Here is an 18114-nt window from a genome sequence, read left to right as displayed (position 1 = left end):
GTCTCAGCGGTCGCGGCGGTCGCGTTCGTCGCGGCCGTCGCCCTCGTCGTCGCGCGGGCGCTTGCGCGCGGACCACGCGGCGAACGCGGATGCCGCTGCCCCCGCCGCCCGATCGATCGCCTCGGCGGAGCGCGAGATCGCGTCCTGAGCGGCTTCCTGCCACCCCGTCGACGCCGTGGCGTCTCCCCGCCCCCGCGCCGTGTGCTCGGCGATCTCGAAGGCGCGGGCGAGGGCGTCGACGGCATCGCGGTAGTCGGCGAACTCCGCGGGCGTGGGGCGCTCTCCCGCCGTGCGCCGCGCCTCGGCGGCACGATTCGCCGCACGGAAGTAGGCCGCCGTCGCCGGCTGCTTCACGTCGGACATCGCCGGGTACGCGATCTGCAGCCCCGGGTCGGTCTCGTAGGTCATCCACCGCGCGACAATCGCATCGTGGTCGGCGCGCAACCGCTCGAGCGGTCGAGGGGCGGATGCCGCGGGCAATGCGGCGCGGGCCGCGTTCAGCCGCACCTGCTTCGCGCGCACATCGGCCGCGGCCGCCTTCGCGTCCCGCTCGGCGTCGCGCAGCATCCGCTTCGCGCTGGCCACGTGCTCGGCCGTCGCGCGGCGCGCAGTGCGCTCGGCGGCGATGCGGGTGTGGTCGGCGCGCGCGACCTTCACGGCCGCCCGCTTCTCGATCACGACGACCTTCGCCGCTCTCAGATCGTGGCGTGCGGCGTCGACGGCGAGACGCCGACCGCTGCGGGTACTGCGCCGCCGCAGTCCGATGGCACCCGCAGTGACACCGCCGGCACCGACGGCCGCGATCCACCACCACTCCCCGAGCAGCATCAACGGGTCCATCCTCCGATGCTATCGATCAGGTCCGAGGGGCGCTGGGCAGGACCGCGGAGGGAACCTCACTGAACAGGTGTCGAGTCCTGCCCGAAACCCCTTCCACGGCGTGCCCGGCGGGGTTACGTTGAACCTGCTCATCACTCCCCGATGGGCGCACAAGCCCACACCGCCGCACCGATCACGATTCGGCGCGGCACCGAACGATGGAGGCCCCTCATGGGATTCGTAACCACGGAAGACGGCGCGGAGATCTTCTTCAAGGACTGGGGTCCCCGCGACGCCCAGCCCATCATGTTCCACCACGGCTGGCCGCTCTCGTCGGATGACTGGGACGCGCAGATGCTGTACTTCCTCTCGAAGGGCTTCCGCGTCGTCGCCAGCGACCGCCGCGGCCACGGACGCTCGTCGCAGATCGGCACCGGGCACGACATGGATCACTACGCCAGTGACGCGTCGGCGGTCGTCGAGCACCTCGATCTCCGCAACGCCGTGCACATCGGCCACTCGACCGGCGGCGGCCAGGTCGCCCGCTACGTCGCGAAGTACGGTCAGCCCCAGGGGCGCGTTGCGAAGGCAGTGCTCGTCTCGGCCGTCCCGCCGCTGATGGTGCAGACCGAAGCGAACCCCGAGGGCACGCCGATCGCCGTCTTCGACGGCTTCCGCGAGGCACTCGCGACGAACCGTGCGGAGTTCTTCCAGGCCGTGGCCTCCGGCCCGTTCTACGGATTCAACCGCGAGGGCGTCGAACTCTCGGAGCCGGTCGTCGCCAACTGGTGGCGTCAAGGCATGACCGGCAGCGCGCTCGCCCACTACGAGGGCATCAAGGCGTTCTCCGAGACCGACCAGACCGAGGACCTGAAGGCGATCACCGTGCCGGTGCTCGTGCTGCAGGGAGACGACGACCAGGTCGTCCCGTACAAGGACGCCGCCGTGAAGCAGGCCGAGCTGCTCGCCGACTCGACCCTCAAGATCTACGAGGGCTACGCGCACGGCATGCTCACCACGCACGCCGACGTGATCAACCCCGACATCCTGGCGTTCATCCAGGCCTGATCGAGAGCATTCCCCGCGCAGGAACGGCGCACCCCGGGTCTCCCGGGGTGCGCCGTTCCGTCGTGTGATGCCGCATGCGGCGGGCGGGGCGATCAGTGTCGCGTCAGACGAGCGTCTCCTGCCACGCCGCGTGCAGCTGGGCGAACTTGCCCGTGCCGCCGATCAGCGCGTCAGGGGTGTCGTCCTCGATGATCTCCCCATGCTCCATCACGAGAACGCGGTCGGCGATCGCGACGGTCGACAGGCGGTGCGCGATGATGATCGCCGTCCGGTCGGCGAGCAGCGTCTGCAGGGCATCCTGGATCAGCCGCTCCGAGGGGATGTCGAGCGACGCCGTCGCCTCGTCGAGGATCAGCACCGCGGGGTCCGCGAGGAAGGCACGGGCGAACGAGATCAACTGACGCTGACCGGCAGATACGCGGCCTCCGCGCTTGTTGACGTCGGTGCCGTAGCCGTCCGGCAACGCCTCGATGAACCCGTCCGCCCCGACGGCACGCGCGGCCGCGCGGATCTCATCGAGCGAGGCGTCGGGCTTGCCGAGAGCGATGTTGTCGGCGACCGTTCCGCTGAACAGGTAGGCCTCCTGGGTGACCATGACGATCGCGCGGCGGAGATCCTTCGGGTGCAGCGAGCGCAGGTCGACGCCGTCGAGCGTCACCGTGCCCTTCGAGGGGTCGTAGAACCGCGAGATGAGCTTCGCCAGCGTCGACTTTCCCGCGCCGGTCGTGCCGACCAGTGCGATCGTCTGCCCCGCGGGGATGTCGAGCGAGAAGTTCGGGAGGATCGTCTTCTCGCCGTTGTACCCGAAGGTCACCTCGTCGAACCGGACGTGCCCGCGCGACTCCCACAGATCGACCGGCTTCTCGGGGTCCGGCACCGTCGGGACCTCCTCGAGCACGCCCGACACCTTCTCCAGCGCGGCCGTGGCCGACTGGTAGGAGTTGAGGAACATCGCGATCTCCTGCATGGGAGCGAAGAAGTTGCGCACGTACAGCACGGCCGACAGCAGCACACCGACGGTCAGCGCACCCTCGGCGACCCGGATGCCGCCCCAGAGCACCACGATCCCGAGCGTGAGCGCCGCGACGCCCATCAGACCCGGCTCGAAAGTACCGAAGAGCAGGAGCGAGCGCCGGTTGACGTCGCGGTACTCGCCGGAGACCGTCTGGAAGGCGACGTCGTTGCGCGGCTCTTTGCGGAACGCCTTGACCGCACGGATGCCGGTCATGGTCTCGACGAACTGCACGATCACCTGGGCGCTGATGACGCGCGACTCGCGGTAGACGAGCTGCGAGCGCGAGTAGAACCACCGCATGAGGAAGAACAGCGGAACACCTGCGATCGCGAGGATGAGTCCGGACTGCCAGTCCCAGATGCACAGCGCGATGAAGGTGAAGAGCCCGAAGAGCACGCCGGAGACGAGCTCGTTCAGGCCGCCGTCGAGCAGCTCGCGGATCGAGTCGAGGTCGCTCGTCTGGCGCGAGATGATGCGCCCGGAGGTGTACGACTCGTGGAACTCGAGGCTCAGGCGCTGGGTGTGCAGGAAGATCCGCTTGCGCAGATCGAGCAGCACCGCCTGCGTCAGTTTCGCCGCGATGATGACGTACCAGGCGATCATCGCGGCCGCCACGGCGCCCGCGAGCAGGTAGACGCCGCCGATCATGAAGGTCGGCATCCAGTCGGAGTGCTCGATCACGGCGGGTAGCGCGCGGTCGAGCCCGATGCTGATGAGGATGGGGCCGGCGACCTGCAACGCCGTCGAGATGACGAGCACCACGGCCGCCAGCACGATCCGCGCCTTCAGCGGACGCACGAGCGAGCCGAGCAGACGCAGCGAGCGCTGCCGGATGGCCCGGCTCTCCTCTTTGGTGTACCGGGAGCGGTCTTCGTCCTGCGTTCCGATGAGAGCGCTCATGACCGCACCTCCTTCTCGGTGATCAGATCTTCGTCGGCGATGTCATCGCCTTGCTCGTCGCGGATGACGGGAATCGCGCCGGTGCGCGCCGCTTCCTCGGCCTCGAGGCTGGAGATGACGTGACGGTAGTGCCGACTGGTGCGCAGCAGCTCGCTGTGCGTGCCGACGGCGGTGATGCGACCGGCCTCGAGCAGCGCGACGCGATCGGCGAGCGCGACGGTCGACGGCCGGTGCGCGACAATCATCGCGGTGGTGTCGGCGAGCACGTGGCGGAGAGCCTCCTCGACGAGCGCCTCGGTGTCGACGTCGAGCGCCGAGAGGGGGTCGTCGAGCACGAGCACCTTCGGTTTCGCGGCGACCGCGCGGGCGAGCGCGAGTCGCTGGCGCTGTCCGCCCGAGAGGCTCAGCCCCTCTTCGCCGATGACCGTCTCGACGCCGTCGGGCAGCGCGTCGACGAACGACGCCTGGGCGACCTCGAGGGCTTCGCGCAGCACGCGCTCGGCCTCCTCGCTGTGCACGTCGAGCTCGGCGCGTCCGAGCAGCACGTTCTCACGCACGGTCGCCGAGAACAGCGTCGCGTCCTCGAATGCCATCGCGATGTGCTGGCGCAGCTCGGCCAGCGGCAGGTCGCGCACGTCGACACCGTCGAGCGTCACCGAACCGTCGGTCACGTCGTAGAGGCGCGTCGGGAGCGTGGTGAGCGTGGTCTTGCCGCTGCCGGTGAGACCGACCAGCGCCATGGTCTCGCCCGGCCGCAGCACGAGGTCGATGCCGTCGAGCAGATCGCGCTCCTGCGCCCCCGCGTCCTGATAGCGGAAGTGCGCCTTCCGGAAGGCGAGCTCGCCCCGCGGCTTCTCGATGTGCACGGGGTTCTCGGGGTCGGTGATCGTGTTCGTCTCGGAGAAGATCTCGAACACGCGGTCGGTCGCTGTGCGGGCGTCGAGCATGAACGAGAACAGGAATCCGATCGACTCGATCGGCCACCGCAGCACCGTCGCCATCGCGAAGAAGGCGAACAGCTCGGGCAACTCGATCGCGCCCTGCGAGATGAGCCAGATGCCCGACATCAGGCTCAGGCCGAAGGCGATCTGCGGCATGAGATCGAGCCAGAACCAGATCGAGGCGATCGCTCCGGCCTTGCTCATCTCGGTCTCACGCAGCGTCTCGGCCTGACGGCTGAAGCGGCTGAGGGCGTGCTTGCCCCGGCCGAAAGCCTTGAGCACGCGGATGCCGTGCACGCTCTCCTCGACGCTGGTGGCGAGGTCGCCCGCCTGGTCCTGGCTGCGGCGGGTGAGTGCGCCGTAGCGCTTCTCGAAGAGGTAGCCGCGGATCCACAGCGGGATAGCGGTGACGATGAAGATGGTGCCCAGCAACCAATGCCACCGGAACAGCAGCGCCGCTCCGATGATGATCATGAGGATGTTCACGACGAGCAGCACGAGGCCGAAGGCGAGCCAGCGGCGGATGAGGCTGATGTCCTGCATCATGCGACTGAGCAGCTGGCCCGACTGCCAGCGGTCGTGGAACGCCACGGGCAGGGTCTGCAGCCGCGCGTAGAGATCGGTGCGCATGCGGTACTCGACCTCGGTCGACGGCTTGAGCACGAACTGGCGGCGAAGGAACACCATCACGGCTTCGCCGAGGGCGAGGCCGAGCACGGCGACGGCGCCCCACACGATGGCACCGAGCTCGCCGGTCTGCACCGGACCGCGGATGATCTGTTCGAGCACGATCGGGATCATCAACGCGATGATCGCCGCGGCGAGCGCGCTGGCGGCACCGCCGGCGAGTCGCCAGATGACGGGGCGGACGAAGGGCTTGAGCCGCCACAGCGCTGCGGCGGTCGACAGGGAGGAGGGAGCGGGGGGATTCTGCGAGGAAGACATGTCTCTCAGACGGTTCGTACGGAAGAGGTTGCGAAGCAGGCGGACGCCGAGCGGTCTCGGGGAGTGCAGCGGACTCGTCGAGTCCGGCGTCCGGCGGGGATGAGGCGGCGGAGAGGCAGGGCGCGGAGCGCGGTGCGGCTCTAGTGGAAAGTGCGCACCGGGGTCGTGCCGAGAGCTGCGATCTGCGTGACCAGGATCGTGGTCATGGTGTCCTCCTCAGGGCTCGGCGGTGTCGTCCGGTCGGTGCGACAGCCCTCCAGCCTATTGCTGTGAACAAGCTGAGCGCAAGAGGAATTCCTCTCTCCTCGCCCGGACACTGCCCTCCCCGCCTCCTCCGCAGCCCTCTCGGCCGCCCTCTCGGCTGCCTTCTCGGCTGCTTTCTCCGTCTGTCAGCGCGTGGCGCGCTCGCGGGCGAGCAGACTCTCCTTGACATCGAGCCCCCAGGCGAAACCACCGAGGGTGCCGTCGGTGCGCAGCACCCGATGGCACGGCACGAACAGTGCCGGAGCGTTGCGTGCGCAGATGGATGCGGCGGCCCGCACGGCACGGGGATTGTCGAGCACCGCGGCGAACGAGGTGTATGTGAGAGGAACGCCCGGGGCGATCTTCCTCAGCGCCGCCCATCCCGATATCTGCAGAGTCGTCCCCTTCTGCCGCACGGGAACGGTATCGATCGCCGCGACGTCTCCGCCGTAGTACGCGCGCACGGCCTCCGCCGCGTCGGTCTCGCCTTCGCGCACGTCCGTCGGGCGCTCCCCTGCGGCGAGCCTGTCGAGGATCGCCGCGTGATCGGCCGTCCAGCCGGACGCCAGCACGTGCTGCTGGTCGTCGGCGAGGATTGTGAACGCCCCGTCGGGTGTGTCGATGGTCTGGATGAGAGCGGTCATGGGGTCTCCTTCGGGATCGATGTCGTCGTGGCCGGAGTCGGCGTGCGTCGGCTCTTCGCCGGGCGGACGGGGGCGGCGCGCCAGAGGTGCGCCGTGAGATAGCTGCGCCAGGGGGCGGTGCGCTCCGCCCATCCCGTGAGCGCGCGCGGGTCGCCCGGGAGGCCGGACGCCGCGGCACCGGCGCGCATCGCGACATCGCCCGGGAGCAGGATGTCGGGGTCGCCGAGCACCCGCATGCGCACGTAGTCGGCGGTCCAGGGCCCGATGCCCGGCATCGCGAGGAGCGCGGCACGCTGCTCGCGCCCGTCGTCGCCGACGGTGAGGGTGAGCGATCCGTCGGCCAATGCGGCTGCCGCGCCGGTGATCGCGCGGATGCGGGCGGCCGGCCCCCGGAGCACCTCGGCGCCGTGCTCGGCGATCGCGGCCATGGTCGGGAAGAGCAGGCCGTCGTCGGTGCGCTCCCCGAGAGCATCGGCGAGCGCGGCCAACGCCGTACGCGCGGCGACCACGGTGATCTGCTGCCCGACCATCGCGCGGATGAGCATCTCGTGCGGATCAGCCGCTCCCGGAACCCGGATCCCCGGGGTCGCGGCGACCAGCTGCGCGAGCTCGGGGTGCGCGGCCAGCGCATCGTCGACGGCTCGCGGGTCGGCATCGAGATCGAACAGCCGCCGCACCGTGCCCACCAGCGGTGCGAGATCGCCGAGCTGGGTGACGCGGGCGCGCAGGTGCAGTCGCTCGGTGGAATCCTGCCGCACCTCGAACCAGGCCGGCCCTCCGTTCATGCGCAGGTGGCGGGCGAACGACGTCTCGCTCGCGACCTCGACACCGGGCAGCGCCCGGGCCGCCATCCACGCGAAGACACCCGAGGCGTCGAGCGGACCGCGGTAGGGCAGCACGAGATCGATCGTGCCGGGGGCTGCGGCCATCGGCATCCGTCGTCGAGCGCGAAGCTCACTGGGCGTGAGCGCGAACACCTCGCGGATCGTGTCGTTGCACTGCCGGATGCTGGCGAATCCCGCCGAGAACGCCACATCGGAGACGGGCATGTCGGTTCCGACGAGCAGCATGCGCGCGGTGTGCGCCCGGTGCGCCCGAGCGAGGGCCAGCGGCCCCGCGCCGAGTTCGCTCACCAGCATGCGGTTCAGATGCCGGGTCGAGTAACCGAGCCGCGACGCGAGCCCGGAGACGCCCTCGCGTTCCACGACGCCGGCGGAGATGAGCCGCATCGCGCGCGCGGCCGCGTCGCCGCGGAGGTTCCAGGCCGGAGACCCCGGCGCCGCCTCGGGGAGACAGCGCTTGCAGGCGCGGTAGCCCGCTTCGTGCGCCGCGGCGCTCGTCGGGTAGAACGTCACGTTCTCGGGCTTGGGCGTGCGCGCCGGACAGCTCGGACGACAGTAGATGCCCGTCGATCGTACGGCCGTCACGAACTGCCCGTCGAAGCGGGTGTCGCGTGCGTCGATCGCGCGGTAGCGCTCGTCGAAGTCGGTCACGGGGAGGCTCATGACTCCATGCTGTCACGGCCCACCGACATCGACTGGCGGAAATCGGACATCGCGGTGGGAGCCCCTGGTACGACCGAGACCCCCACCCGCGACGGCGGATGAGGGCCTCGAGAAGACGCTGCGGATGCTCAGTGGAAGAAGTGACGCTCTCCCGTGAAGAACATCGTGACGCCGGCCTTGCGGGCCGCATCCACGACCTCCTCGTCGCGCACCGAGCCACCGGGCTGCACGATCGCGGTGACGCCCGCGTCGATGAGCACCTGGGCGCCGTCCGCGAACGGGAAGAAGGCATCGGATGCCGCGACCGAACCGGCCGCGCGCTCCCCCGCGCGCTCGACCGCGAGGCGGCAAGAGTCGACGCGGTTGACCTGGCCCATGCCGACGCCGACCGTGGCATTGTCCTTCGCGAGCACGATCGCGTTCGACTTGACGGCGCGGCACGCCTTCCACGCGAAGATCAGGTTCTCCATCTCGAGATCGCTCGGACGCTCACCCGAGACGAGCTCCCAGTTCTTGGCGACCGAGACGATGTCGTCGGGGAAGCGGTCGGCGTCCTGCAGCAGCAGGCCACCCGACACCAGGCGCACGTCCATGCGCTCCTGCTGCCAGTCCTCCGGGAGCTGCAGCAGACGCAGGTTCTTCTTGGCCTTGAAGACCTCGAGGGCCGCCGGCTCGAACGACGGGGCGACGATGACCTCGGTGAAGATGTCCTTGAGGTTCTCGGCCATCTTGAGTGTCACGGTGCCGTTCGCGGCGATCACGCCGCCGTATGCCGAGACCGGGTCGCACTCGTGCGCGCGCAGGTGCGCGCTGGCGATCGGGTCGAGGGCGTTCGGAGCCGTCGTCGCGATGCCGCACGGGTTCGCGTGCTTGATGATCGCCACGGCGGGCTTGATCATGTCGTACGCGGCGCGCAGCGCGGCATCCGCGTCGACGTAGTTGTTGTACGACATCTCCTTGCCCTGGAGCTGCGTGGCCTGGGCGATGCCGTGGCCGCCCGCACGGGTGTAGATCGCGCCGCGCTGGTGCGAGTTCTCGCCGTAGCGGAGAGTCGCGAGGCGCTCGGCCTGGATCGTCAGGTGCGCCGGAAGGTCGCCGTCGTCCTGGAGCGTGCCCTCGGCGAACCACGATGCGACCGCCGTGTCGTAGGCGGCGGTGTGCGCGAACGCGCGGGCCGCGAGCTCGCGGCGCTGCGACAGCGAGGTGCCGCCCTCGGCGATGGCCGAGATGATGCCGGGGTACGACTGCGGCGAGACGACGATCGCCACGTTCGCGTGGTTCTTCGCGGCGGCGCGCACCATGGCGGGGCCGCCGATGTCGATCTGCTCGACGACGTCGTCGCCCTGGGCGCCCGAGGCGACCGTCTCGACGAACGGGTACAGGTTCACCACGACGAGCTCGAACGGCGCGATGTCGAGGTCGGCGAGCTGACGCTCGTGGTCCTCGAGACGCAGGTCGGCGAGCAGACCGCCGTGGATCTTCGGGTGAAGCGTCTTGACGCGGCCGTCGAGCATCTCGGCGACACCGGTCACCGCGGCGACATCGGTCACCTCGAAGCCGGCCTCGCGGATCGTCGCGGCGGTCGACCCGGTCGACACGATCTGCACGCCGGAGTCGGCGAGCGCCTTCGCGAGGACGAGCAGGTCGGTCTTGTCGCTGACCGAGACGAGCGCCCGGCGGATCGGCACCGTGTCGCGATCGCGGTACAGCGAGGGGTCGTGGCGGGGGCCGGCCATGGTGATGCTCCTTCGTGCGTCGTGCGGGAGAGAGAGGGGAGGAAAAGTCAGGAAGCGGCGTCGAGCGCGAGCTCGCCGGTCGCGATGCGCCGCACGACATCGATCAGCAGGCGGCGCTCGACGGGCTTGATGCGGTCGTGCAGGACGTGCTCGGTGTCGCCGTCGAGGATCGGCACGCGCTCCTGGGCGAGGATCGGTCCGGTATCGACGCCGTCGTCGACGACGATCACGCTCGCGCCCGTCTCGGCGACGCCGGCGGCGAGCGCGTCGCGCACACCATGCGCCCCCGGGAACTCCGGCAGGTAGGCGGGGTGGGTGTTCACCAGACGCGGGGAGAACTGCGCGACGAGCGATGCGGGCAGCAGACGCATGAGACCGCTGAGCACGACGAGGTCGGGGTTCCAAACGGCGAGCTGACGGCCGAGTTCCTCGCCCCAGGCCTCGCGGCTCTCGTGCTCGTGCCACGGCACGGTGAAGCTCGGGATGCCGAACGCCTCGGCGTGGGCCAGGCCCTCCGCCTCGCGGTCGGCGCCCACGACGACCACCCGCGCGGGAAAGTCCGGGTGGCGGGCGGCCTCGAGGAGGGCACGAAGATTCGAGCCGGCGCCCGAGATGAGAACGGCGACCGTGAGCACGCGCTCAGTCTACCGGGGCGCGGGAGGGCGCCCTTCCCCGGTGACGTCGTCGAGCGGGGCGGTCTCCGCGAACGGCTGAGGGGCGGTCTCGTCGAAGGCGTGCGGGGCCGTCTCCGCGAACGCGTGCGGAGCCGTCTCGTCGAGATCGGATGCCGTCATCTCCGCGACCCACCGATCGGTGCGTTCCTCGGCCAGCTCGTCGCGGTTGCGCGGCGACAGCAGCAGGATCGCGGCGCCGAGCAGCACCTCTCCCCCGAGGGCGAGGGCGAAGGCGCCGACCGACGGACCGGTCTCGGCGAGACGCCCGGGGCCGATCGACCCGCTGGTGAGCAGCGCGGCGAGGGCAGCGACTCCCGCGGTCACGGCACCGATGCCGACCGCGATGACGGCGCGCGGCAGCATCCGCAGTGGCGTTCCCTCCCACACCAGGCGCGAGCGCACGGCCCACCCGGCCACGGCACCTGCGGCGACCGGCAGGAGCACCACGATGAGCATCCAGATCGAGCTGTTCTCGGGCAGCAGCCCCAGCACCGGGATGCCGGGCACGACACCGAGCTGCGTGCCCGCCGGAGAGACGGCGGTGCCGACGCCCACGGCGAATCCGGGCCCCGCGATCCACGACGCCGTCCAGACGAGGAGGGTCGGCAGGTAGAGGAGTTGGGCGAGCGTGATCACGACGGCGCCGAGCAGATCGACGCGCGCAGCCTGGAAGAGGGCCACGACCTCGCCGCCACGGAAGAGCGTGAGGAGGGCGAGCGCGGCGGCCGAGACGCCGAGCACGGCGATGAGGGCGAACGCCGCGCCGCGCACGATGGCCGCCGGCACCGGGGTCCATTCGGGCCAGACATCCAGCCGATCATGGATCGCGTCGATCGGCCCGCCGTCGCCCTCTTCCCAGACCACCCGCACCGCTCCGCACACCGCACCCACGACGTAGACGACCGCGGGCAGGAGGATCGCGAGAAGCAGGGACGTCTTCGCGGCGTCGAGGCGCGAGGTGAGGGCGACACCGGCGGCGAGCGCGGCGAACACCGTCGTCCCGGAGAGGACTCCGGTGACCCACGACCCCGCGTTGGCCGCCCGCGCACCCGAGCGCGCCGCGAACAGCAGGGTGAAGACCAGCAGGGCGAGCGGCGCGACCGAGACCGTGAACGACGCCGCGGCCACGGGAAGACCGATCGCGACCAGTGCGTCGTCCGCGATGCCGATGTCGAGCGGCACCCCGTGCCCGAACGCCCACAGCGTCCCGGTCAGCGGCCAGAGCGCCCCCCAGTCGGCGGTGGCGCCGAATGCGAGCGTCCACAGCAGGGTGAGCGGCGCCAGGAGCACGGCGAGTCCGACGGCGGCCGCGATGGCGGCGTCGAACGCGGCGAGGAGGGCGACGAGAAGGCGTTGCATAGCGTTTCGAGACTACGACGAGAACCCCGCGGGAACCCGGTGGGCGCGCGCGACGTGGGAGAGACGATATCGTCTCATCCGGAGGTTCACCCGAATGACAACTGCCCCGTCCCCCGCACCCGCCACCGCCGAGCCGAAGAACGCCCTGGATCGCTTCTTCGAGATCAGCAAGCGCGGTTCCACCTTCGGCACCGAGATCCGAGGTGGCCTGGTGACGTTCGTCACGATGGCGTACATCGTGATCCTCAACCCGATCATCCTCTCGACGCCCGACGTCGACGGCAATGTGCTGTCCGGTTCCGCGGTCGCCGCGGCCACTGCTCTCACCGCCGGTGTGATGACGATCCTCTTCGGTCTGATCACGCGTCTGCCCTTCGCGTTCGCCGCGGGACTCGGCATCAACGCGTTCATCGCGTTCTCGGTCGTCGGCTCGGTGACCTGGCCCGAGGCCATGGCGCTCGTCATGATCAACGGTGTCATCATCGTGCTGCTCGCCGCGACCGGCCTGCGCAAGATGATCTTCGACGCCGTGCCCGTGCAGCTCAAGCTCGCGATCACGGTCGGCATCGGCCTCTTCATCGCCTTCATCGGCTTCGTGAACGCGGGCTTCGTGACGGCGACCGGCAACGCCTCGCCGCCCGTCGACCTCGGAATCGGCGGCTCCGTGGCGTCCATCCCGACCCTGCTCTTCGTCGTCACGCTGCTCATCGGCGGCGTGCTGACCGCTCTGCGCGTCAAGGGCGCGATCCTCATCGCGCTCGTCGGCGGCACCGTGCTCGGCGGCATCGTCAACCTCATCTGGCCGTTCGGCCTCGACTTCGGCTTCACCGGGTCGGTCGTCGGTCTCCCCGACCTCAGCCTGGTCGGCCAGGTCGACTTCGGCTTCGACCTGCAGAAGGTCAGCATCGTCGCCCTCGTGATGTTCGTCTTCACCCTGCTGTTCTCGAACTTCTTCGACGCCATGGGCACCATGACGGGCCTGGCGAAGGAGGCCGACCTGGCCGATGAGAAGGGCGACTTCCCGCGCATCAAGTCGGCGCTGGTCGTCGAGGGCATCGGCGCGATCGCCGGTGGTGGCACCTCGTCGTCGTCGGCGACGGTGTTCGTCGAGTCGGGTGCCGGTATCGGCGAGGGTGCGCGCACCGGCTTCGCGACCCTCATCACGGGCGCGATGTTCCTCGTCGCGATGTTCTTCACCCCGCTGACCTCGCTCGTGCCGGGGGCCGTCGCGGCCGCCGCGCTCGTGCTCGTCGGTGCGATGATGCTCGCCCAGATCAAGAACATCGACCTCAGCGACTTCCGCGTCCTGCTGCCGGTGTTCCTCACCGCCACCGTCATGCCGATGACCTACTCGATCGCCAACGGCATCGGCGCCGGCTTCATCAGCTGGATCGTCGTGAACGCCTTCTCGGGTCGCGCCAAGACGATCCACCCGCTGCTGTGGGTGGTCGGCGCGGGCTTCGTGATCTTCTTCGCCCGCGGGCCGATCGAGGCGCTGTTCGGCGTCGGTATCTGACACCGGATAGACAGAGGGGCGGATGCTGCGGCATCCGCCCCTCTTTCGTTCGCCACGCGGGTGCCGCGGAGGTCAGGCGGTGCGCCGCTCGCGCGGGGAGACGACGGGGACATGTCGCGGGCTCGTGCCGTGCACTTCGCGGAACGCGCGGGAGAACGCCGGGAGATGCGCGTACCCCAGGCGCCGGGAGACGGCGGATGCCGGGGCGCCGCCGTGCAGTTGCACGCGGGCACGGGACATGCGTGAGACCCGGAGCCACTGGGCGAACGTGAGCCCCGTCCGCCGGTTGACGATACGGCTCAGCTCCCGCTCCGACACACCGAGCCAGGCCGCACACCCGGCGAGAGTCTCGTCGGCGACTTCTCCCGTCGCGAGAGCGCTGGCCACCGCAGCCACGGCGACGTCGTCGTCGGTGGGTGCGCCGCCGGCCGCGGCCAGCACCCTGTCGATGCCGGCGAAGACATCCGCACCCCGCGCACGCACGGGCGTGTACGCCGAGACCATCGCATGGAGCATGTCCACCTCATCGGCTTCGGTGACCGTGGCCGGGGCATCGGGCAGCGCCACACCCACAGAGCGTCCGGAGCGGTAACCCACCGGCAGCAGCAGCGACCCCCGCGAGACGCGGATGCTGTTCGGCATCCCGGCCGGGATCACCATGGCGTCGCCCTGCGCGAGCGTCGTCTCTCCTCCGGCGACCGTGACCGTCGCGGTGCCCTGCACGATCCACACGGCGACGTGCGCGCCGTTCGCGCGCAGCCACGTGCGTTGCGGCGGAAGGCGCTCTCCGTGATCGATCGGCGCAGGGCGCAGGACGGTCATCCCCCGAGGTCCCGACGTATCGCGCCACCGTCCGGGTGCCATGCCCATCGCACGCGAGAACTGACGGGAGAAACCGCTGACGGTGGCGTAGCCGACGCGCTGCGCCACCGGGTGCACCTCGCCACCGGCGGCCAGCAGGCGCGCGGCCAGCTCCAGACGATGGCGGCGCGCCCAGCTCCCGGGTGTGAGACCGGTCTCCTGCACGAATCTCCGCTGCAGAGTGCGCGGACTCCAACCGGGGAGGAATCGGCGAGCGAGTTCCGCGACGGGGAGAGCGGGGGTGCGCTCGATGGCGGCGGCGAGCACACCGAGTTCGGGAGAACTCGGTGCCGCCGGGGGCGCGATCGAAGATGCTTCGCGCCTCGCGCGACCGAGGAGCGCGCTCAGGCGATCACGGCTCGACTCCCCGTCGAGGTAGACGAGCGCTTCTCCGAACGCATGCAGGATCCACGGCCTCCACGACGGCGGGATCACGACGCGCATCGCTGTGGACGCGTCGCCGTTTCCGATGCCCGGCACGGGGAGCACCACGTCGCGATGACCGATCGCGAGGCCCATCCGGGCACCGACGGGAACCCAGAGCCCGTCGCCCTCCGCGAGCGTCGTCTCGTCAGCGCCGATCACGACCGTCGCCGAACCGCGCACGCACCACAGGAGCACCGGTTCCATGAGCGGCTCCACCGTCTCGACGGGAAGTGGTAACACGTTGACGCTCCCAGAAATCTTCGACAGGTAAGGCAAGGCTAAGTTCAGATTCTACGGGCTCCACCGCCCGGTCCTCCGTGCGCCGAACGGCCCGCGCACGCTCTCCCGAATCAGGAAGTCCCCCTCATGCGCTCACGTCTGCTCGCCGTCTCCGCCCTCGCCGCCACCGCGGCTCTCGCCCTCGCCGGTTGCTCGTCATCGCCGTCGCCGGCGGCCGATGCCGCCTCCGACACCCCGACGGGCGACGGCTCCTGGCCGCGGACGATCGAACACGGCGCCGGCGAGACGGAGATCCCCGCGCAGCCGCTGCGTATCGTCTCGGTCTCACCGTCGATCACGGGAAGCCTGCTGGCGATCGATGCGCCGATCGCGGGATCCGCCGCCACCACGGTCACACCGCTGACCGATGACAAGGGGTTCTTCACCCAGTGGGCGGATGCCGCCGACGACGCGGGCGTCGAGGTCGTCTACACCGACCTCGAGCTCGACCTCGACGCGGTCGACCTCTTCGAGCCCGATCTCATCATCGGCTCGGTCAACGGCGGCGACGCCACCCTCGATGCGTACGACCAGCTCAGCGAGATCGCTCCGACCGTGCTCCTCGACTACGGCACGATCACGTGGCAGGAGCTCACCACCGAACTCGGCGAGATCACCGGCCTCGAAGACGCGGCCTCCGCCACCATCGCCGAGTACGACGAATGGGTGGCCACTCAGGCGGAGAAGGTCGAGCTGCCCGAGCAGCCCGTCACCGCCGCGGTCTACATGGGGGCGGACGGGGTGTGGGCCTTCGCTTCCGACAGCCCGCAGGCACAGCTGCTGACGTCGTTGGGATTCACCTACGCGGGTGTCGATGAGGAGTACCGCACCGAACAGGCGGGCGCCAACGGCGTCGACATCCTCAGTGCCGAGAACGCGGCGAGCGGACTCGGCACCGCCGAGACCCTGTTCCTCGTCGCGATGGGCGGGGGCGACCCGGTGTCCGCGCTCTCGAGCGATCCGCTGCTCGCCAACCAGCCGGCCGTCGCCGCCGATCGCGTCCACTCCCTGGGCAGCGAGTCCTTCCGCCTCGACTACTACAGCGCGAAGAACACGGCGCAGCTCATCGTCGACACCTTCTCCGGATGAGCGCGACGGCATCCTCGCCCGTTAGGCGGGACGGCGCTCCCCCGCGTCGTCCCGCCGTCGCGCGGCGGGCCGTCCCGCTCCTGATCGGTGCCGGTGCGGCCACCGTCATCGTGGCGATCATCGGTTTCGGTGTGGGCTCGCACCCGATCGCGCCCGCGCAGGTGTTCGAGGCGGTGACCGCGTACGATCCGACCCGCAACGATCACCTGGTCGTCATCGCCTCGCGTCTTCCGCGCGCGGTGCTCGGCATCCTGGTGGGCGCGGTGCTCGGCGTCGCCGGTGCGCTGATGCAGTCCCTCACCCGCAACCCGCTCGCCGACCCCGGCATCCTCGGGGTCAACGCCGGAGCGTCGCTCCTCGTCGTCGTGGCGATCGCCTACCTCGGCGTCACCTCCATCCACGGATACGTCTGGTTCGCCTTCCTCGGCGCCGCCCTCGCCGCCGTACTCGTCTTCGCCCTGGGCTCCGCGCATCGCAGCGGTGCGACGCCCGTGCGCTTCGCTCTGGCCGGCACGGCCGTCGCGATCGCCATCGGCGCGGTGACCCAGATGATCCTCATCAGCAACGAGACGGCGTTCCAGTACTTCCGATTCTGGTCCGTCGGCTCTCTCCAGGGCCGCGGGTTCGACGTGATCGTCGCCGTCCTCCCGTTCCTCGCCGTCGGAATCGCGATCGCATTGCTGCTCGCACGACCGCTCGACACCCTCGCGCTGGGAGATGCGACCGCTCGCTCGCTCGGCACCCCGGTCGGAGGGGTGCGAATCGCCACCGCCCTCGCCGTCGTACTGCTCTCCGGCGGCGCGACGGCCGCGGCAGGCCCCATCGGATTCATCGGCCTCGCGGGTGCGCATATCGCTCGGCAGATCGTCGGAAACGCCCACCGCTGGCTGATCCCCTGCTCGATCCTGGTCGGTGCCTGCCTCCTCGTCTGCGCCGACGCCCTCGGCCGCGCGCTGGTCGCCCCGGCGGACCTGCAGAGCGGGATCGCCGCCGCACTGCTCGGCAGTCCGCTCTTCATCGCTCTCGTGCGCTCGCGGAGGGTGGCCTCGCTGTGAGCGACCTGCTGCGCGCCGAGCGCATCCTCCGGGTCGGTGGATACTCCGTCCGAGTCCACGTCCGCAGCGCGAGAACCGCGGTGATCCTGACGTCGGTGATCCTCATCGCACTTCTCGTCAGCCTCTGCATCGGCACCATCCCCGTCAGCCCGGCCGACCTGTTCGGCACTCTCACCGGCGACGCGTCGGCATCGACGATGCGGTCGGTGTGGGGCAGGCGGATGCCGCGGGCACTCACGGCCCTGCTCGTCGGAGCGGGACTCGCGATGAGCGGAGCGGTCTTCCAGTCGCTGTCCCGTAATCCGCTCGGCTCCCCCGACATCATCGGCTTCACCACCGGCGCCGCGACCGGAGCGGTGGCGCAGATCGTGCTCTTCGGCGGCGGCGTCCTCGAGACCGCGGCGGCGGCCGTCGCGGGCGGTATCGTCACTGCCCTGGTCGTGTACGCGCTCGCCCGACGGGACGGCGTGAGCGGCGGCATCCGCCTCGTCCTGGTCGGCATCGGCGTCGGAGCCGCGATGAGCGCCCTCTCCGCGCTCCTCCTCGTGCGGGCTGACATCAACGACGCGACCGTCGCCCAGGTCTGGTCCTCCGGGTCGCTCACCGGGCGCGGGTGGGCGCACGCGTGGACGCTCCTCGCGGTTCTCGGCATCCTGGCTCCTCTCCTCGCCGCCTGCGTGCGCAACATCTCATTCATCGAGATGGGTGACGACGCCGCGCAGGCGCTGGGTGTCGCGGTCGAGCGCCGTCGCCTGCAGGCCCTGCTCCTGGCCGTGATCGCGGCCGCCATCGCGGTCGCCGCAGCCGGTCCCATCGCCTTCGTCGCTTTCGCCGCCCCGCAGATCGCACGCCGCATCTCCCCTGCCCCGGGTGTTCAGCTCGGGGTGTCAGCGCTCACGGGCGGCCTCCTGCTCCTGCTCGCCGATCTACTCGCCGCCAACCTCGATGTCGGGCTGCGCACCCCCGTCGGGCTGGTGACGAGCCTGCTCGGTGGCGTCTACCTGTTGTCCCTGCTCGCCCGACGCATCTGATGAGGACT

At 70.3% G+C, this 18114-nt stretch carries 14 protein-coding genes; 5 read left to right on the top strand and 9 right to left on the bottom strand.

Features of this window, described 5'->3' with window-relative positions:
• Positions 1 to 3: 3 nt before the first annotated feature.
• Entirely contained in the window at positions 4 to 840 is an 837-nt protein-coding gene (locus ACFY9N_RS04510; protein ID WP_391477078.1) for a hypothetical protein, read from the bottom strand.
• Positions 841 to 1050: 210 nt separating this feature from the next.
• On the opposite strand from ACFY9N_RS04510, the gene ACFY9N_RS04505 reads away from it, so the two are divergent.
• Positions 1051 to 1887, top strand: a complete 837-nt coding sequence (locus ACFY9N_RS04505) for an alpha/beta fold hydrolase (RefSeq protein ID WP_391477077.1) — start codon at positions 1051 to 1053, stop codon at positions 1885 to 1887.
• Between the two features lie 103 nt (positions 1888 to 1990).
• Here the strand turns inward: ACFY9N_RS04505 and ACFY9N_RS04500 are convergent, their stop codons facing one another.
• From ACFY9N_RS04500 to ACFY9N_RS04470, 7 genes are all read right to left on the bottom strand, one after another.
• Positions 1991 to 3802 carry an ABC transporter ATP-binding protein gene (locus ACFY9N_RS04500; protein ID WP_391477075.1) on the bottom strand — a complete coding sequence of 604 codons (1812 nt, stop codon included), beginning with the start codon at positions 3800 to 3802 and terminating at the stop codon, positions 1991 to 1993.
• The gene (locus tag ACFY9N_RS04495) at positions 3799 to 5688 is read right to left on the bottom strand and encodes an ABC transporter ATP-binding protein (RefSeq protein ID WP_391477074.1); all 1890 of its coding nucleotides are present in this window, start codon (positions 5686 to 5688) and stop codon (positions 3799 to 3801) included. Before ACFY9N_RS04495 ends, ACFY9N_RS04500 begins: the two co-directional genes overlap by 4 nt.
• Positions 5689 to 6077: 389 nt before the next feature.
• Positions 6078 to 6575 (bottom strand): methylated-DNA--[protein]-cysteine S-methyltransferase, encoded by a 498-nt coding sequence (locus ACFY9N_RS04490; protein ID WP_391477072.1) that lies wholly within the window; start codon positions 6573 to 6575, stop codon positions 6078 to 6080.
• Positions 6572 to 8080, bottom strand: a complete 1509-nt coding sequence (locus ACFY9N_RS04485; protein WP_391477071.1) for a DNA-3-methyladenine glycosylase 2 family protein — start codon at positions 8078 to 8080, stop codon at positions 6572 to 6574. Before ACFY9N_RS04485 ends, ACFY9N_RS04490 begins: the two co-directional genes overlap by 4 nt.
• A 128-nt stretch (positions 8081 to 8208) precedes the next feature.
• Positions 8209 to 9816 carry a bifunctional phosphoribosylaminoimidazolecarboxamide formyltransferase/IMP cyclohydrolase gene (gene purH, locus ACFY9N_RS04480; protein ID WP_391477069.1) on the bottom strand — a complete coding sequence of 536 codons (1608 nt, stop codon included), beginning with the start codon at positions 9814 to 9816 and terminating at the stop codon, positions 8209 to 8211.
• A 47-nt stretch (positions 9817 to 9863) separates the two neighbouring features.
• The gene (gene purN / locus ACFY9N_RS04475) at positions 9864 to 10451 is read right to left on the bottom strand and encodes a phosphoribosylglycinamide formyltransferase (RefSeq protein ID WP_391477068.1); all 588 of its coding nucleotides are present in this window, start codon (positions 10449 to 10451) and stop codon (positions 9864 to 9866) included.
• A gap of 9 nt (positions 10452 to 10460) precedes the next feature.
• Positions 10461 to 11849: a DUF6350 family protein gene (locus tag ACFY9N_RS04470; RefSeq protein WP_391477066.1), complete on the bottom strand. Its 1389-nt coding sequence runs from the start codon at positions 11847 to 11849 to the stop codon at positions 10461 to 10463.
• A gap of 94 nt (positions 11850 to 11943) precedes the next feature.
• On the opposite strand from ACFY9N_RS04470, the gene ACFY9N_RS04465 reads away from it, so the two are divergent.
• Positions 11944 to 13365 carry an NCS2 family permease gene (locus tag ACFY9N_RS04465; RefSeq protein WP_391477064.1) on the top strand — a complete coding sequence of 474 codons (1422 nt, stop codon included), beginning with the start codon at positions 11944 to 11946 and terminating at the stop codon, positions 13363 to 13365.
• 72 nt (positions 13366 to 13437) lie between these two features.
• Here ACFY9N_RS04465 and ACFY9N_RS04460 read toward each other — a convergent pair whose 3' ends face one another.
• Positions 13438 to 14892 (bottom strand): helix-turn-helix domain-containing protein, encoded by a 1455-nt coding sequence (locus ACFY9N_RS04460; protein ID WP_391477063.1) that lies wholly within the window; start codon positions 14890 to 14892, stop codon positions 13438 to 13440.
• 126 nt (positions 14893 to 15018) lie between these two features.
• On the opposite strand from ACFY9N_RS04460, the gene fepB reads away from it, so the two are divergent.
• The 3 genes from fepB to ACFY9N_RS04445 are packed head-to-tail and all read left to right on the top strand — an operon-like array spanning position 15019 to position 18106.
• Positions 15019 to 16020 (top strand): Fe2+-enterobactin ABC transporter substrate-binding protein, encoded by a 1002-nt coding sequence (fepB, locus tag ACFY9N_RS04455; RefSeq protein ID WP_391477062.1) that lies wholly within the window; start codon positions 15019 to 15021, stop codon positions 16018 to 16020.
• Positions 16017 to 17075, top strand: a complete 1059-nt coding sequence (locus ACFY9N_RS04450) for a FecCD family ABC transporter permease (RefSeq protein WP_391477061.1) — start codon at positions 16017 to 16019, stop codon at positions 17073 to 17075. Before fepB ends, ACFY9N_RS04450 begins: the two co-directional genes overlap by 4 nt.
• Entirely contained in the window at positions 17072 to 18106 is a 1035-nt protein-coding gene (locus tag ACFY9N_RS04445) for a FecCD family ABC transporter permease (RefSeq protein WP_391477059.1), read from the top strand. The genes ACFY9N_RS04450 and ACFY9N_RS04445 overlap by 4 nt, the downstream gene beginning before the upstream one ends.
• Positions 18107 to 18114 lie beyond the last annotated feature (8 nt).

It is taken from the genome of Microbacterium sp. NPDC008134 (genome assembly GCF_042957055.1).
GTDB lineage: Bacteria > Actinomycetota > Actinomycetes > Actinomycetales > Microbacteriaceae > Microbacterium.
Note: the sequence above shows the minus strand (reverse complement) of the source record. Positions and strands in the feature narration are given on the sequence as shown.

What these genes read in the sequence shown, in the direction of transcription:
- ACFY9N_RS04510 (WP_391477078.1), bottom strand. Translation starts at nt 840, where the DNA reads ATGGACCCGTTGATGCTGCTCGGGGAGTGGTGGTGGATCGCGGCCGTC.
- ACFY9N_RS04505 (WP_391477077.1), top strand. Translation starts at nt 1,051, where the DNA reads ATGGGATTCGTAACCACGGAAGACGGCGCGGAGATCTTCTTCAAGGAC.
- ACFY9N_RS04500 (WP_391477075.1), bottom strand. Translation starts at nt 3,802, where the DNA reads ATGAGCGCTCTCATCGGAACGCAGGACGAAGACCGCTCCCGGTACACC.
- ACFY9N_RS04495 (WP_391477074.1), bottom strand. Translation starts at nt 5,688, where the DNA reads ATGTCTTCCTCGCAGAATCCCCCCGCTCCCTCCTCCCTGTCGACCGCC.
- ACFY9N_RS04490 (WP_391477072.1), bottom strand. Translation starts at nt 6,575, where the DNA reads ATGACCGCTCTCATCCAGACCATCGACACACCCGACGGGGCGTTCACA.
- ACFY9N_RS04485 (WP_391477071.1), bottom strand. Translation starts at nt 8,080, where the DNA reads ATGAGCCTCCCCGTGACCGACTTCGACGAGCGCTACCGCGCGATCGAC.
- purH (WP_391477069.1), bottom strand. Translation starts at nt 9,816, where the DNA reads ATGGCCGGCCCCCGCCACGACCCCTCGCTGTACCGCGATCGCGACACG.
- ACFY9N_RS04470 (WP_391477066.1), bottom strand. Translation starts at nt 11,849, where the DNA reads ATGCAACGCCTTCTCGTCGCCCTCCTCGCCGCGTTCGACGCCGCCATC.
- ACFY9N_RS04465 (WP_391477064.1), top strand. Translation starts at nt 11,944, where the DNA reads ATGACAACTGCCCCGTCCCCCGCACCCGCCACCGCCGAGCCGAAGAAC.
- fepB (WP_391477062.1), top strand. Translation starts at nt 15,019, where the DNA reads ATGCGCTCACGTCTGCTCGCCGTCTCCGCCCTCGCCGCCACCGCGGCT.
- ACFY9N_RS04450 (WP_391477061.1), top strand. Translation starts at nt 16,017, where the DNA reads ATGAGCGCGACGGCATCCTCGCCCGTTAGGCGGGACGGCGCTCCCCCG.